Here is a 15,051-nt window from a genome sequence, read left to right on the forward strand (position 1 = left end):
CTCAGGCGGTGGGGGACGCCTCGGAGGTGTCCTCAGGCGTGGCGTGACCGTACCAAAGCGTGGTCTCCCCGTACTTCTTCTCGCGACCCGCCTCCAGGCCCTCGGGCCAGGACAACCGCGCGGCCCGCTTGCCCCGCTCCACCACCACCAGCGCTTCGGGCACCAGCCAGCCGTGGGCGAGGAGGGCCACCAGGTCGGCCTCGACCTCTTCGCCGGTCAAGGGGTAGGGCGGGTCGGAGAAGACCACGTCGTAGGGCGCGCTCGGGGCCTTGGCCAGCACTGCTCTCGTCGACGCAGCCCGGACGTCGGCCTTCGTGAAGCCGATCTCGCGCGCATTCGTCGCGATCAGGGCTGCCGTGCGGCGATCCTGCTCCACGAACGTCACCACCCCGGCCCCGCGCGACCAGGCCTCGAGCCCGACGGCGCCGGAGCCGGCGTACAGGTCGAGGACACGCAGCCCGACCAAGGAACCGCACCACGACTCGACGGCGGAGAACAGAGCCTCGCGCACCCGGTCGCTGGTCGGGCGGGTGGCGGTGCCCCGAGGGGTCGCGAGACGGCGCCCGCGGGCCTGTCCGCCGATGATCCTGGTCATGCCTTCTCCATGAATTCTGTGCGGCTGCTCATCTCGGTCTCCCGCACCAGACGCGCCAACTCCGGCGCTCCACTCAGCTCGGGGTCGTGCCCCAGCAGCTTCTCGGCGGCCTCACGAGCCTCCACGATGGTCTTCTCGTCGCGCAGCACGCGCAGGTTCTCCAGGCTGGAACGGAACCCACTCTGGTTGCGTCCCAGGACGTCGCCCTCACGCCGCTGCTCCAGGTCCACGCGACTCAGCTCGAAGCCGTCGGTGGTCGCTGCGACTGCGGTGAGCCGCTCGCGGGCGTCGCTGCCGACCTCGGCATGACTGACCAGCAGACAGATCCCGGGCAGACCGCCACGACCCACCCGGCCCCTCAGTTGGTGCAGCTGGGAGACGCCGAAGCGATCGGCGTCGAGGATCACCATGGCGGTCGCGTTGGCGACGTCGACCCCGACCTCGATCACGGTGGTGGAGACCAGGACATCGACCTCGCCCGCCGCGAAGCGTCGCATCACCGCGTCCTTCGCCTCGGGCGTCAGCCTTCCGTGCAGCATCTCGACCCGGAGGTCGGCCAACGGACCCGCGGTCAGGTGCGCGGTGACGTCCTCGACGGCCGACAACGGACGCCGGGGGGCGAGCGTACGTCCGTTCTCGTCGACGTCGAGCTGGTCGCGCTCCCCCGTCTCCTGGACGTCACCGGAGATCCGGGGGCAGACGACGTACGCCTGGTGCCCCCGGGCGACCTCCTCGGCGACGCGTTGCCAGACGCGCCCCTCCCAGTGCGGCTGCTCGGCGAGCGGGGCGACGTGGGTGGTGATCGGGGCCCGGCCCGCAGGCAGTTCGCGCAGGACGGAGGTCTCGAGGTCGCCGAAGACCGTCATCGCCACGGTGCGCGGGATGGGGGTGGCCGTCATGACCAGGACGTGCGGTGGGCTGAGGGCCTTGTCGGTCAGCGCAGCGCGTTGCTCCACCCCGAAGCGGTGCTGCTCGTCGACGACGACGAGCCCCAGGTCGAAGAAGGTGACGTTGCCCTCGAGCAGGGCGTGGGTGCCGATCACGATGCCCGCCTCGCCCGTGGCGATCTCGAGCATCGCGGCCTGGCGTTGGGCCTTGCCCATGGAGCCGGTGAGCAGGGTGACACGCGTGCTCTCCTCGGCCCCTCCGAGCATCCCGGAGGCAGCCAGGTCACCGAGCATCGCGGTGACCGAGCGGTGGTGCTGCTGGGCGAGTACCTCGGTGGGCGCCAGCAGCACAGCCTGGCCACCGGAGTCGACGACGCGGAGCATCGCCCTCAGCGCCACCAACGTCTTGCCGGAGCCGACCTCACCCTGCAGGAGGCGGTTCATCGGGTGCGGCTGGGCCAACTCGCCCTCGAGCACCGCACCGATCTCGCGCTGACCAGCGGTGAGCTCGAAGGGCAGGCGGGCGTCGAAGGCCGCGAGCAACGCTCCCCCCTCGCCCGTACGCGCCTGGGCACCCTGGGCCCGCAGGAGGGCACGGCGACGCGCCATCACCAGCTGCAGGACCAGTGCCTCCTCGAAGCGGAAGCGTCGCTGCGCAGCCCCGAGCTGGGCGTGGTCGTCAGGTCCGTGGATCCACCTGAGTGCGGTCATCACGTCGCAGACCCGGAAGCGCTCGCGCAGGTCGTCGGGGAAGGTCTCGGGCACGCCGGAGACGACGTCCAGCGCGAACTGGACGGTCTTCTGCAGGTCCCACGAGTAGAGCTTGCCGCTCAACGGGTAGACCGGCATGAGGCCCTTGAGGCTCGACGCGAGCCCCTCACTCCCGGCCACGTCGCCGTCGCTCTCGCTGTCGCCTCCCCCGAAGACCACGCTGTGTGGTTGCGCCAGCTGCCAGGAACCGTTGAAGACCTGGGCCTTGCCGGTGAACATGCCGCGGCTCCCGACAGCCATGCGGCGCTGCTCCCGCTCGGCCAGGCTCTGGTGCGGGAGGAAGAACGTCATCGTGAACTGCGGGCCGTTGGTCGCCACCCGCACCTCGAGCCGTTGGCTCATCTTGTTGGTGCGCCGGTTGAGGAACGGTTTCACCACGCTCGCGGTGATCTCACCGACGACGCTGAGCAACTGCCCCTCGACGGGTTCCGCGACCTCGCTGAGCTCGGTGGTCTTCACGTAGCGGCGGGGGAAGTGCCAGAGCAGGTCGCCGACGGTCCTGATGCCCAGCCCTTCCTCGACCGTCCGGCGCTTCTGGACCGACTTGCCGAAGACTGCGGCGACAGGGGACTCGGGGGTGATGGCAACCAACGCTCTACTCCACGGACATCAGGAGCGGGTACCGCTCCTGGCCGCCCTCGTAGATCACGACGTCGGCCAGAGGATGGGTCTCCTCGACCCAAGCGGCACAGCGTTCTGCGAGCTCGCCCGCCTCGTCGTCCTCGCCCGAGACCAAAGTCACGAGCTCACCGCCCGCACCCAACAGGCGACCCACCACCGACGTGGCGACCTCGAGGAGGTCGGAGCCGACGACCGCGAAGTCACCGTCGATCACGCCGAGGGCATCACCGACCTCGCACGGGCCAGCGGTGGTGAACGCCTGCTTGGCCGCGACGGTGACGGCACCGTGCTTCGCGTGGCGCGCAGTGGCCGTCATCTCCAGGACGTCCTGGTCGAAGGCGCGACCCGGCTCGTGCACGGCGAGCGCCGCCAGCCCCTGCACCTGGGCATGGGTGGGGATGACCGCGACCCGGACATTGCCCGCCTCCTCGGCCGTGCGCGCTGCGATCTCCGCGACCCGGACCGAGTCCGGGTCGTTGGGCAGCACGACGATCTCCGCAGCCTGGCTGGAGTTGATGACCTCGAGGATCTCCCCGGTGGAGGGGCGCCGGCCGACTGCTGCCTCGACGACCAGCGCACCGGCGCCGGTGAAGAGTTCGCGAAGCCCTGCCCCGACCGCGACAGCGACGACCCGACGACCCGTACGGCCCGCCTCGTGACCTCGCGCCCTGGCCATCTGCTCGGCGAAGTGGGTGACCCTGATCCGGTGCGGGCGGCCGGCAACGATGCCGGCCTCGATGGCGGCCCCGACGTCGTCCACGTGCACGTGCACGTTCCACAGGGGCTCGTTGCCGACCACCACCAACGAGTCGCCCAGACCGGCGAGCGTGGCGCGCAGGGTGGCCACTGCCGACTCCGGAGCGTCGAGGAGATACATGACCTCGTAGGACGGTCCCGACTCGGTGAGGTCGTCCCCCGTGGCGAGCACCGGTATCCGACTCGTCCTGCGGTGGCCGTCCTGGGAGACCGGCAGCCGCCCGGTGAGGACGCGCTCCGCGGCATCGAGCACGACGCTGAGACCGCGCCCGCCGGCATCGACCACCCCGGCGTCGGCCAGGACCTTCAGCTGGGTGGGCGTCAGCGCCAGGGCCTCGCGCGCCGCACCGGCGGCCGCGCAGAAGATGTCGGCCGCGCGTACGGGTCCGTCCTCCTTGGCGAGCAAGGCGGCCGCCCCGTCACTGGCGGCGCGAGCGACGGTGAGGATGGTGCCCTCGACCGGGGTCCCCACCGCTTCGTAGCTCGCGTCGGTGGCGAGCCGCAGCGCGTCGGCCATCACCTCGGCGGGGTCCTCCCCGACCTGTGCCCGCTCGATGCGCAGTGCGGTGGCACCGAGCATCTGACTGAGGATGACCCCGGAGTTGCCGCGCGCGGCCAGCAGGGCGGCCCTGCGGAACGCCGCCAGACCGGCGAGGAGGTCGGCCCCGTCCGCGGCCGCCTCGCGGATCGCGTCCCGAGCTGCGGAGAACGTGAGGAACATGTTGGTGCCGGTGTCACCGTCGGGCACCGGGTAGACGTTGAGGGCGTCGATCTCCTCACGGGCCGCGCTGAGCGCATCCGTGGCGACGTCGACGAATCGCAGCACCGTGCCGAGGGTGATCCCGTGCGGCACCGTCTCCATGCGTCTGCTCCTGGCTGTCGTCTGGTGAGACCACACAGTAGTGGCCCGGAGCCCAACGAGGTCAGAGGGGCATCAGAAATCAGAAGGACCCCGGGAGCGCGGGGCTCACCGGGGTCCTTCGTACGCTGTCAGATCAGCGGGAGACCTTGCCGGCCTTCAGGCAACCGGTGCACACGTTGACGCGCTTGGGCGTGCCGTTGACCGTGGCGCGGACGCGCTGGATGTTGGGGTTGAAGCGCCGCTTCGTGATCTTGCGGGACCACGGACGGTTGTTGCCGAAGCCCGGCTTCTTGGCGCAGATGTCGCAGACGGCAGCCACCGTGCACTCCGATCAGTTCGTTGGAAGTTTCGAATGCGCTCGACGTAGTGCACGCACTGGTTCTTGCTTGTGCATGCTCACGCCGTCGAGCAACTGGATCAGACTATCCGACAACGCTCGGCGGGTGAAATCGAGGGTCGTGGGCTCGGTCGCAGGGGCGTGGGGCGCCTCCCCGGAGACTCAGAAGTGGGTCCATCCGGCGGCCCCTTCGTGGACCGCCCCGTTGACGGTGACGCCCTGTCCTTCACGCACCTCGCCCACCACGGTCCATCCCTGGGGCACCTTGAGGGCCGACGGGAAGGTCGCCAGCAGCGGATGGTCGTCGCCGCCCGACAGGATGAACTGCATCGGGTCCACGCCCAGCGCAGCCCCCACGGCCTGCAGCGGCTCGGCCAGCTCGAAGGCGCCGGTGTCCAGGTCGATGCCCACCCCGGACTCGGCGGCGATGTGTCCGGCGTCGGCCACCAGTCCGTCCGAGACGTCGATCATCGCGGTGGCACCAGCCTTGGCCGCCACCGTCCCGGCCTCGTACGGAGGTGCCGGGCACCGGTACGCCTCCACCAGGACCCGGGGCGAACGGAAGCCGCGGGTCAACACCGCCAGGCCACCGGCCGCCCACCCCTGGCGACCACACAGGGCCACGACGTCTCCGGGCTTCGCTCCCGAGCGCAGCACCGGGGACTCGGTGCAGGCACCGATCGCGGTCACCGCGACCACGATCTCGCTGCCGCGGGTGGTGTCACCGCCCACGACCGTGGCGCCGACCTTGGCGCACTCGTCCGCGAAGCCTCGGGCGAACTCCAGGGCCCAGCTCGCGGGGAGCTCCGCGGGGAGGGCCAGGCCGACGGTCATGGAGTGGGCCACTCCCCCCATCGCGTTGATGTCGGAGAGGTTCTGCGCGGCAGCGCGGTGGCCGACGTCCCTGCCGCCCGCCCAGTCCTTGCGGAAGTGCCGGCCCTCGACCATCAGGTCGGTGGAGACCACCACGTGACCGTTGCGGATCCGCAGCACGGCTGCGTCGTCCCCCGGCCCCACGACGACGTCCTCGCCCTGCGGGTAGAGACCGATGAAGGCCTCGATCAGTTCGAACTCGCCCACCTGTGACAACGGGCTCTCCTCAGACAACGCCATGCGCCCATCTCACCAGACAACCGGTCGCCTGCCACGCATCCACAGCCCTTCCGGCGCGTACGGCCGGGCTGTAGGTTGAGGTGCGTCACGTCCACGGAATTCGAGTCCAGGAGGCCACCATGGTGCAGGCGTACATCCTGATCCAGACCGACGTCGGCAAGGCGGCCGACGTGGCTGCTGCCATCGGGGCGATCGAGGGCGTGACCTCGGCCGAGGACGTCACCGGACCGTACGACGTGATCGTGCGCGCCGAGGCCCGCAACGTCGACGAGCTCGGACGACTGGTGGTCTCCCAGGTGCAGAACCAGCCCGGCATCACCCGCACCCTCACGTGTCCCGTCGTCCACATCTGACGGTGACCCGTTCCTCCCGCCGCCTCCGCGGCACCCTGCTCCGGCATGCCCTCGCTGCCCCTGTCGTCATCCTGACGGTCGCCGTTCTGTCGGCCTGCTCCTCGGACGTCGAGATCACCTCCACACCCATGGACCAGGAGGTCATCGACGCCTGCACCGCTCTGGTCAACGACCTGCCCGACGACTTCTTCGCCTCTGAGCGTCGCGAGGTCACGGGTGAGGGGATCGGGGCTGCCTGGGGCGAGCCGCCCGTGGTCCTGACCTGCAGCGCGCCGGCTCCTGAGGAGTTCGATGCGTTCTCCCGGTGCAGCGACATCGAGGGCGTCGGTTGGTTCATCCCCGATGCCGAGCTGAAGGACCCTGAGCGCGACCTGGTGATGTCGGCGCAGAGCCACGCTCCCCGAGTCAGTCTCTCGATCCCTGCCGAGCGCCGCACGGACGCGCCCGACACCTACCTGCGTACGATCGCGCCCCTGATCATCGAGCACCTCACGGAGACCTCCCCCTGTCTCTGAGGAGTGGCGTCCGCGCGGCTGGGCTCAGCGCAGACCGGTGTCGCGACGCAGCGCCAACTCGATGAGCCGGTCGACCAGCTCGCCGTAGGAGATACCGGCGGCGGCCCACATCTGCGGGTACATCGACGTCGGGGTGAAGCCTGGCATCGTGTTGAGCTCGTTGACCACCAGCGAGTGGTCGGGCATCACGAAGAAGTCCACCCGCGAGAGGCCCTCGCCCGAAACGGCCTCGAAGACCCGGGCAGCCAGGTCTCGCATCCGCGCCGCGACCTCGTCAGGGAGCACGGCTGGGATGTCCAGCTGGGTGTGCTCGGCGGGCAGGTACTTGGCCTCGAAGTCGTACCACTCGTGGTCGCCACCGATCCGGATCTCCGCCGGGCTCGAGGTGAGGAGCTCTCCGTCGAGCCCCTCCAGCACTCCGCACTCGACCTCGCGGGCCCCCACAGCTCCGGCCTCGACCAGGACCTTGGGGTCCTCGGCCTGGGCCAGCGCCATCGCAGCGTCGAGTTCGGTGGCGTCGTGCACCTTGCTGATGCCGATGCTGGACCCGCCACGGGCAGGCTTCACGAAGACCGGGTAACCGAGGGCCTCGATCTCGTCCCGGCAGGTCTGGGGTTCACGTGCCCAGCGACGGGCAGTGACGACGATCCCGGGCATGACCGGGATCCCGGCGGCCTCGAGGACGATCTTCATGTACGCCTTGTCCATGCTGACGGCGCTCGCCAGGACTCCGGCTCCGACGTAACGCACGCCAGCCATCTCGAACATGCCCTGGATGGTGCCGTCCTCGCCCCACGGCCCGTGCAGCACCGGGAACACGACGTCGACCTGGCCCAGGGTGACCGGCGGCTGGTGCGGCTCGCTCACGACAAGGTCCGTGTGGGACTCCTCGGCCAGCAGCTGCACCGAGGGACGACTCCCGTTCACGGCCGGCAACTGCCCGTCGGCCATGCGCAGGCGCGAGGTGTCGTCGGACTCCAGCACCCACCGTCCGTCACGCGCGATCCCCACCGGCACGACGTCGTACTTGTCGCGGTCGATGGCGTCGATGACGGCACCAGCGGTGACGCACGAGATGGCGTGTTCGGAGGAGCGGCCACCGAAGACGACGGCGACGCGAGGCTTGCGGACGGGTGCATTCATCGGAGGAGACCCTATCGGCCTACGCTCGTGGCATGGCACTCGACATCCCAGCAGACTCCACTGCCGACTCCCTCGAGACGGGTTCAACCCTGCGGCCGGACACCCTGGCGGTCCATCTGGGTCGCCCGGCACGCGAGCCCGACGCGCCGTTGAACACCCCGATCACCATGGCCTCGACGTACGTGGCCGGTGGCGACGTGGAGTACGGCCGGTACGGCAACCCGACGTGGACCGCGCTGGAGGAGGCCATCGGCGGGCTCGAGGGCGGGCGCTGTCTGACGTACGCCTCCGGGCTCGCGGCCGTGGCGTGCGTGCTCGACCTGGTCAGCCTCGGCGGCAAGGTGGTCGCACCTCGGCACGCCTACAACGGCACCGTGATGCAGCTGGCCGATCACGAGTCCCGCGGACGGCTGGTCTGCGAACTCGTCGACATCACCGACACCGCAGCCGTCGTGGCGGCCTGCGAGGGAGCGGCCCTCGTCTGGCTCGAGTCCCCCACCAACCCTGCCCTGGAGATCGCCGACATCGCGACGATCACGGCTGCCGCCCACGAGGCGGGCGCCTACGTGGTCGTCGACAACACCTTTGCCACACCGATCCTCCAACGTCCCCTCGAGGACGGGGTGGACCTGGTCGTGCACTCGGCCACCAAGTTCCTGGCCGGTCACAGTGACGTCCTGATGGGAGCCCTGGTGACGCAGGACGACGAGCTCTACCGCGTCCTCAAGGGCCGCCGCGACATGCTCGGCGCGGTCCCCGGCCCGTTCGAGGCGTGGCTCACGCTGCGTGGGCTCCGTACGTTGCCGCTGCGGGTCGAGCGCGGCCAGGCCAACGCAGCCGAGCTGGCGCAGCGACTGGGTGCCCACCCGGCGATCTCCGAGGTCCGCTATCCGGGCTTCGGGGCGATCGTCTCCGTGGTGCTGACAGAGGGTGCCATGGCGGCGGACCTGCTGACCCGCAAGACGAAGATCTGGCTCCACGCCACCTCGCTGGGCGGAGTGGAGTCCACCTTCGAACGCCGCCGCAGGTGGAAGCTCGAGCCCGCCACGATCCCCGACGGCCTGGTCCGACTCTCGGTCGGCATCGAGGACGTCGACGACCTGTGGCACGACCTCGAGAAGGCGCTCGACGACCTGGTCGTCTGACCTCCCGGGCGGGGTCAATCAGTCGGTCTCGGCCTTGGTGTCCCGGGCGATGAAGGCCTGCATCATGTCGGTGGCCGTCATCTTGCCGGCGATGACCAGCTCGACGGCGGTGGCGATCGGCGCGTCCACGCCGCTCTGCTCGGCCAACGCCTTGAGCGAGGAGCACGACTTGGCTCCCTCGGCCACCTGCCGGGTGGAGGCGTAGATCTCGTCGGTCGTCATGCCCTGCCCGATCTTCTCGCCGAACGTGCGGTTGCGCGACAGCGGCGAGGAGCAGGTGGCGACCAGGTCGCCCAGACCGGCCAGGCCCATCAGGGTGAGCGGGTTGGCACCGGAGGCCGCAGCGAGCCGTGCGGTCTCGGCCAACCCACGGGTGATCAGCGAGGCGGTCGTGTTGTCTCCGAAACCGAGGCCGACGGCCATGCCCACCGCCAGCGCGACCACGTTCTTGTAGGCGCCTCCCAGCTCACACCCGACGACGTCGGTGGAGGTGTAGGGGCGGAAGGCCGGTCCGTGGCACAGGCCCTGGAGCCACTGGGCCACGTCTCCGTCGGCGCAGGCGACCACGGAGGCGGCGGGCTCGCGACGGGCGATCTCCTTTGCCAGGTTGGGACCACTGATCACGGCGATCCGCTCGGGGCCGGCGCCGGTGACCTCGGCGATCACTTCGCTCATCCGCTTCAGGGTGCCGAGCTCGACACCCTTCATCAGGCTCACCATCACGGCGGACCCGGGGATCGAGGGGGCCCACTGGGCCAGGTTCTCGCGGAAGGTCTGGGACGGCGTGGCGAAGACCACGACCGCCGCGTCGGCCATCGCAGCTGCCACGTCGCTGGTGGCCCGAATGTTGTCCGGCAGGACGATTCCGGGCAGGTAGTCGGGGTTCTGGTGCTCCGAGTTGACCGCCTCGGCCAACTCGGGCCGACGCGCCCACAGCGTCACGTCGTTGCCGGCGTCGGCCAGCACGACGGCAAAGGCCGTCCCCCATGATCCGGCACCGATCACTGCGACCTTGGTCATCGACTGTCGTCCTTCTTCCTGCGTCGGCGGCGGTTGGGATTCCCGATCTGCGGCAGATGGGCGGTCCTGGGGTCGAACCGTACCGGTGGAGCCGGCTCCCCGCGCAGATCCTCCACGATCGCGACGATCGCCGCCATGATGCGATCGGTCGCCTCGTGCACCACCTCGGCGGTGGGATCGTCCCCGACGAGGTCGTCGAGGTCCACCGGATCCCCGACCTTGAGGGTGACCGCACCCCGCGGCCAGAGCCGCGGGAGCTTCGAGTACGGCCTCAAGGTGTCCTGGGCACCCCAGTGACCCACCGGGATGACCGGAGCGCCGGTGGCGAGAGCGATGCGCGCCGCCCCCGACTTGCCCCGCATGGGCCACAGGTCCGGGTCCCGGGTGAGCGTGCCCTCCGGATAGATCGCCAACAACTCCCCTGTGCGCAACGCCTCCACCGCGGCCGAGTAGGCATCCAGCGCGTGGGGCGTGAGTCGGGCGACCGGGATCTGCTTGGCCGATCGCAGCACCCGGCCCACGAAAGGAGTCGTGAAGAGCGTGGACTTGGCCAGGTAGCGGGGCAGTCGCCCTCGTCCCCAGAGCAGGTCGCCGGTCATCATCGGGTCCAGGTAGGACAGGTGGTTGAAGACGACGATGCACGCTCCGGACTCCGGGATCTTCTCAGAGTCGATCCACGTCCGCCGGCTCAATGCCCGGGTGGGCGGCAACAGCAGCGAGGTGGCGAGCGCGAAGCCCCAGCCCACGCCTTGCCGCGACCTGAGCCTGCGGGCCCGCACGGCTGCCGTCCTGTCCTCCACGCTCACCGAGGCTACTCCCATCGCGCCCGCCCGAGTGGACTTCACGACTGGCAGAATGGCAGCGATGCGTGCTCAAGAGTTCGTGGCCGTGGTGCCGGTGAAACCCCTCTCCCGGGGGAAGTCACGACTCGTCGGCGTCGACCCCGCCCACCGGCAGGCCCTGGCGGAGGCCTTCGCGCGGGACACCGTCGGCGCCGCCCTGGGCACGCCTGGAGTACTCAGCGTCGTGGTCGTCACCGATGACGCGCGCCTGGCCCGTTCGCTGGCCCGCGACGGATGCCTGGTGGTCCCGGACGGGGTCACCGGCGACCTCAACGGCTCGCTCGTCCAGGCGGCGGCTGAGGCGCACCGCCACTGGCCCCGAGCACGTCCCGTGGCGCTCTGCTCGGACCTGCCAGCGCTGGTCCCCGCGGACCTGGCCCAGGTGCTGGCCCGGATCGACGTACGGGCCTCGGACCGCCCTGCGTTCGTGCCGGACGCCGCGGGTGTCGGCACCACCCTCTACAGCGCTCCGCACGCCCTCTTCGCCCCGCGCTTCGGAGGACCCTCACGACGAGCCCACCTGGAGGCCGGCGCCCTCGAGATCGTGGATGCGGCGGCCGGCGTACGACGCGACGTCGACGTGGTGGCGGACCTCGACCGGGCACTCGCCCTCGGGGCTGGTCCGCACACCACCGAGGTCGCCGGACGCGCCTCGACGACGTTGCCCTGAGGAACTGCGGCTGAACGCGAACTGGCCTCCCCGCAACTGCGGAGAGGCCAGTGGGACGCGCTGCTCACACGGACGTCACCGTCCGAGCGTGGCGGGCTTCCAGGAAGGACGCGCGGCCTCGTGAGTCACGATGTCGTCGTCGTGGCTCATCGTGATCCCGATGTCGTCGAGACCCTCCATGAAGCGCCAGCGGGTGTAGTCGTCGATCTGGAAGGACGTGGACCATTCCCCGGCACTCACCGTGCGGTGCTCCAGGTCGATGGTCACCTCGAGGCCGACGTCGGCGTCCAGGAGGTCCCACAGCGCGACGACCTCGGACTCCTCGACCTGGACGGTCAGGAGCCCGGACTTGCCCGAGTTGCTGCGGAAGATGTCACCGAACCGCGGCGAGATGATGGCCTTGAAGCCGAAGTCCTGGAGCGCCCAGACGGCGTGCTCCCGCGAGGAGCCGGTGCCGAAGTTGGGACCGGCGACCAGCACGGACGCCTGCGTGTAGGGCTCTCGGGCGAGCACGAACTCCGGGTCCTTGAAGAGGCCGAAGAAGAGGCCGTCCTCGAAGCCCGTCCGGGTGATCCGCTTGAGGAAGTCGGCCGGGATGATCATGTCGGTGTCGACGTCACTGCGGCGCAGCGGAGCGGCCACACCGGTGTGGCTGATGAACTTCTCCATGTCAGTGCTCCGTTCAGGCCGGGACCGACGCCAGGTCGGCCGGGGACGAGAGGGTGCCGCGGACGGCCGTGGCCGCTGCCACGGGGACCGAGACCAGGTGGGTGCGTACGCCGGTGCCCTGGCGCCCCTCGAAGTTGCGGTTTGAGGTCGAGGCCGTACGGACCGGGCCGTCCAGCTTGTCGTCGTTCATGCCGAGGCACATGGAGCACCCCGCCCCGCGCCACTCGGCGCCGGCGGCCAGGAAGACCTTGTCGAGCCCTTCGGCCTCGGCCTCGAGACGGACCCGGGCCGAACCCGGCACGACGATCATCGTGACACTGTCGGCGACCTGCTGACCCTTGAGCACCTCGGCAGCTGCGCGCAGGTCGTCGAGACGACCGTTGGTGCACGAGCCGATGAAGACGTGGTCGACGGCGATGTCACGCAGCGTGGTGCCACCCTCGAGGCCCATGTACTCCAGGGCGTTCTCGGCGGCGGTGCGCTCGATCTTGTCGTCGAACTCGGCCGGGACCGGGACGTGGCCGGCCAGCGGCGCGCCCTGACCCGGGTTGGTGCCCCAGGTCACCCACGGGGTGACCTCTGAGGCGTCGATGACGATCTCCTTGTCGAAGACGGCGTCGGCGTCGGTGAAGTAGGTCTTCCAGTGCTCGACCGCAGCGTCCCACTCAGCGCCCTTCGGCGCCTCGGGCTTGCCCTCGAGGAAGGCGAAGGTCTTTTCGTCGGGCGCGACCATGCCAGCCTTGGCGCCCCACTCGATGGACATGTTGCAGACCGTCATGCGGCCTTCCATCGACAGCTTGCGGATCGCCTCGCCGCGGTACTCCACGACGTAGCCCATGCCGGCGCCGGTGCCCACCTTGGTGATCAGGTAGAGGATGAGGTCCTTGGCGGTGACACCGTCGGCGAGCTCGCCGTTGACGGTGACCGCGCAGGTCTTCGGCTTGATCGAGGAGAGCGTCTGGGTGGCCAGGACGTGCTCGACCTCGGAGGTGCCGATGCCGTGGGCAATGGCTCCGAAGGCGCCGTGGGTGGCGGTGTGGGAGTCACCGCACACGATCGTCATGCCCGGCTGGGTCAGCCCGAGCTGCGGGCCGACGACGTGGACGATGCCCTGCTCGATGTCGCCGAGCGGGTGCAGACGGATGCCGAACTCCGCACAGTTCTCGCGCAGCGCGTTGATCTGCGCGCGCGAGACGGGGTCCTTGATCGGCTTGTCCCAGTTGAGGGTGGGGACGTTGTGGTCCTCGGTGGCCAGCGTGAGGTCCGGGCGGCGGACCTTGCGTCCGGCGAGGCGCAGGCCGTCGAACGCCTGCGGGCTGGTCACCTCGTGGATGAGGTGGAGATCGATGTAGAGCAGATCGGGTTCCCCGTCTGCGCTACGGACGACGTGCTCGTCCCACACCTTCTCGGCCAGGGTTTTGCCCATGACTCGCTCCTCTCTGTGCAAAATCGGCCCGGTCTGGGCGCTTTCTCAATCGTACCTCTTGCATCCCACTGTGTGAGACGGCAGTATTGCAATATGGACAACTCTAGTGGAGTCGGCGTGCTCGACAAGGCCGCTCTGGTGCTTGCCGCCCTCGAAGCCGGCCCGGCGACGCTGGCCGGACTGGTGGCCGGCACCGGTCTCGCCCGACCGACCGCGCACCGCCTTGCCGTCGCCTTGGAGCACCACCGCCTGGTCGCCCGTGACATGCAGGGACGCTTCGTCCTGGGGCCGCGTCTGGCCGAGCTCTCCGCGGCCGCTGGCGAGGACCGTCTGCTGGCTGCTGCGGGCCCGGTGCTGGCCCGACTGCGCGACATCACCGGCGAGTCCGCCCAGCTGTGGCGCCGCCAGGGCGAGCACCGCGTCTGCGTCGCCGCCGCCGAGCGTCCGAGCGGTCTGCGTGACACGATTCCGGTCGGGTCGCAGCTGACCATGCGCGCCGGCTCGGCGGCCCAGGTGCTGCTGGCGTGGGAGGACCCCGAGCGCATGCACCGGGGCCTGCAGAACGCCGCCTTCTCGGCGACTGCCCTGTCAGGCATCCGTCGCCGTGGTTGGGCCCAGAGTGTCGGAGAGCGTGAGCAGGGCGTGGCCTCGGTCTCCGCCCCCGTACGCTCCCCCGGCGGCAAGATCATCGCCGCGGTCTCCGTCTCCGGTCCGCTGGAGCGTCTCTCCCGCCAGCCCGGACGGATGCACGCACCGGCCGTGCTCGCCGCTGCGGAACGACTCTCCGAGTCGTTGCGTCGCGCCGCCGCCGACTGACCTGTGAGGGCTCTCTAGAAGAGTTCGCTCTGGGAGCCGTCCGACTCCAGTGCGAGCAGCATCTGCTTGCGTTCCAACCCCCCGGCGTAGCCGACGAGGCGACCGTTGGCCCCGATCACCCGGTGGCACGGCACGATGATCCCGATCGGGTTGCGCCCGTTGGCCAGACCAACGGCCCGGGAAGCCGCAGACGTCTGACCCAGCTGGCGAGCAATCTCGCCGTAGGTGGCCGTGGTGCCGTACGGAATCGCGCGCAGCTCGTCCCAGACGCGCTGTTGGTAGGCCGTGCCGACCGGCGCCAGCGGAAGGTCGAACTCGACCAACTCCTTGGCGAAGTAGGCACGCAGTTGCCGTACGGCCTCGACGAGCACCGGGTGGGTGTCGTCGCGTTCCCCGAGCGGAGCGGCGATCTTCGCCTTCTCGAAGGGGGCGAAGTAGGCGGCTGTCACCGCCGTGCCGTCCGAGACCACCCTGAGCTCACCGGCTGGGGTCTCCATCACTGTCCACACG

Annotated in this window: 16 protein-coding genes; 5 read left to right on the forward strand and 11 right to left on the reverse strand. The window is 70.0% G+C overall.

Features of this window, described 5'->3' with window-relative positions:
* Position 1: 1 nt before the first annotated feature.
* The 5 genes from rsmD to DNK52_RS01620 form a co-directional block, all read right to left on the reverse strand.
* On the reverse strand, positions 2 to 595 hold the full coding sequence (rsmD, locus tag DNK52_RS01600; protein WP_110238877.1) for a 16S rRNA (guanine(966)-N(2))-methyltransferase RsmD: 594 nt from the start codon (positions 593 to 595) through the stop codon (positions 2 to 4).
* Positions 592 to 2,844 (reverse strand): ATP-dependent DNA helicase RecG, encoded by a 2,253-nt coding sequence (locus DNK52_RS01605; RefSeq protein ID WP_204163329.1) that lies wholly within the window; start codon positions 2,842 to 2,844, stop codon positions 592 to 594. The genes rsmD and DNK52_RS01605 overlap by 4 nt, the downstream gene beginning before the upstream one ends.
* 4 nt (positions 2,845 to 2,848) lie before the next feature.
* On the reverse strand, positions 2,849 to 4,492 hold the full coding sequence (locus tag DNK52_RS01610) for a DAK2 domain-containing protein (RefSeq protein ID WP_110238879.1): 1,644 nt from the start codon (positions 4,490 to 4,492) through the stop codon (positions 2,849 to 2,851).
* A gap of 133 nt (positions 4,493 to 4,625) precedes the next feature.
* A complete protein-coding gene (gene rpmB / locus DNK52_RS01615) occupies positions 4,626 to 4,811 on the reverse strand; it encodes a 50S ribosomal protein L28 (RefSeq protein ID WP_110238881.1) in 186 nt (61 codons plus the stop codon).
* Positions 4,812 to 4,991: 180 nt separating this feature from the next.
* Positions 4,992 to 5,942, reverse strand: coding sequence for a thiamine-phosphate kinase (locus DNK52_RS01620; protein WP_110238883.1), 951 nt, complete (start codon positions 5,940 to 5,942; stop codon positions 4,992 to 4,994).
* A 119-nt stretch (positions 5,943 to 6,061) separates the two neighbouring features.
* Between DNK52_RS01620 and DNK52_RS01625 the strand changes: the two genes are divergently transcribed.
* Together DNK52_RS01625 and DNK52_RS01630 are read left to right on the forward strand one after the other, a co-directional pair.
* Positions 6,062 to 6,295, forward strand: coding sequence for an Lrp/AsnC ligand binding domain-containing protein (locus DNK52_RS01625; protein ID WP_110238885.1), 234 nt, complete (start codon positions 6,062 to 6,064; stop codon positions 6,293 to 6,295).
* Between the two features lie 2 nt (positions 6,296 to 6,297).
* Positions 6,298 to 6,810 carry a DUF3515 domain-containing protein gene (locus DNK52_RS01630; RefSeq protein WP_162598551.1) on the forward strand — a complete coding sequence of 171 codons (513 nt, stop codon included), beginning with the start codon at positions 6,298 to 6,300 and terminating at the stop codon, positions 6,808 to 6,810.
* Between the two features lie 24 nt (positions 6,811 to 6,834).
* Here the strand turns inward: DNK52_RS01630 and DNK52_RS01635 are convergent, their stop codons facing one another.
* Entirely contained in the window at positions 6,835 to 7,953 is a 1,119-nt protein-coding gene (locus DNK52_RS01635; RefSeq protein ID WP_110238888.1) for a D-alanine--D-alanine ligase family protein, read from the reverse strand.
* Positions 7,954 to 7,985: 32 nt separating this feature from the next.
* Between DNK52_RS01635 and DNK52_RS01640 the strand changes: the two genes are divergently transcribed.
* The gene (locus DNK52_RS01640; protein ID WP_110238889.1) at positions 7,986 to 9,098 is read left to right on the forward strand and encodes a trans-sulfuration enzyme family protein; all 1,113 of its coding nucleotides are present in this window, start codon (positions 7,986 to 7,988) and stop codon (positions 9,096 to 9,098) included.
* An 18-nt stretch (positions 9,099 to 9,116) separates the two neighbouring features.
* On the opposite strand, the gene DNK52_RS01645 is transcribed toward DNK52_RS01640, so the two are convergent.
* Together DNK52_RS01645 and DNK52_RS01650 are read right to left on the reverse strand one after the other, a co-directional pair.
* Positions 9,117 to 10,118, reverse strand: a complete 1,002-nt coding sequence (locus DNK52_RS01645) for an NAD(P)H-dependent glycerol-3-phosphate dehydrogenase (RefSeq protein WP_110238891.1) — start codon at positions 10,116 to 10,118, stop codon at positions 9,117 to 9,119.
* Entirely contained in the window at positions 10,115 to 10,963 is an 849-nt protein-coding gene (locus DNK52_RS01650; protein WP_239455322.1) for a lysophospholipid acyltransferase family protein, read from the reverse strand. The genes DNK52_RS01645 and DNK52_RS01650 overlap by 4 nt, the downstream gene beginning before the upstream one ends.
* Positions 10,964 to 10,982: 19 nt before the next feature.
* Between DNK52_RS01650 and cofC the strand changes: the two genes are divergently transcribed.
* The gene (gene cofC, locus DNK52_RS01655; protein WP_110239915.1) at positions 10,983 to 11,630 is read left to right on the forward strand and encodes a 2-phospho-L-lactate guanylyltransferase; all 648 of its coding nucleotides are present in this window, start codon (positions 10,983 to 10,985) and stop codon (positions 11,628 to 11,630) included.
* A 75-nt stretch (positions 11,631 to 11,705) separates the two neighbouring features.
* Here cofC and leuD read toward each other — a convergent pair whose 3' ends face one another.
* Positions 11,706 to 12,299, reverse strand: a complete 594-nt coding sequence (gene leuD, locus DNK52_RS01660; protein ID WP_110238893.1) for a 3-isopropylmalate dehydratase small subunit — start codon at positions 12,297 to 12,299, stop codon at positions 11,706 to 11,708.
* A 13-nt stretch (positions 12,300 to 12,312) separates the two neighbouring features.
* Entirely contained in the window at positions 12,313 to 13,725 is a 1,413-nt protein-coding gene (gene leuC / locus DNK52_RS01665) for a 3-isopropylmalate dehydratase large subunit (protein ID WP_110238896.1), read from the reverse strand.
* Between the two features lie 93 nt (positions 13,726 to 13,818).
* Between leuC and DNK52_RS01670 the strand changes: the two genes are divergently transcribed.
* On the forward strand, positions 13,819 to 14,541 hold the full coding sequence (locus tag DNK52_RS01670) for an IclR family transcriptional regulator (RefSeq protein ID WP_110238898.1): 723 nt from the start codon (positions 13,819 to 13,821) through the stop codon (positions 14,539 to 14,541).
* 14 nt (positions 14,542 to 14,555) lie between these two features.
* Here the strand turns inward: DNK52_RS01670 and DNK52_RS01675 are convergent, their stop codons facing one another.
* The gene (locus tag DNK52_RS01675; RefSeq protein ID WP_110238900.1) at positions 14,556 to 15,050 is read right to left on the reverse strand and encodes a methylated-DNA--[protein]-cysteine S-methyltransferase; all 495 of its coding nucleotides are present in this window, start codon (positions 15,048 to 15,050) and stop codon (positions 14,556 to 14,558) included.
* Position 15,051: the final 1 nt, after the last annotated feature.

The sequence above is a fragment of the Nocardioides gilvus genome, assembly GCF_003194605.1.
Taxonomy (GTDB): domain Bacteria; phylum Actinomycetota; class Actinomycetes; order Propionibacteriales; family Nocardioidaceae; genus Nocardioides; species Nocardioides gilvus.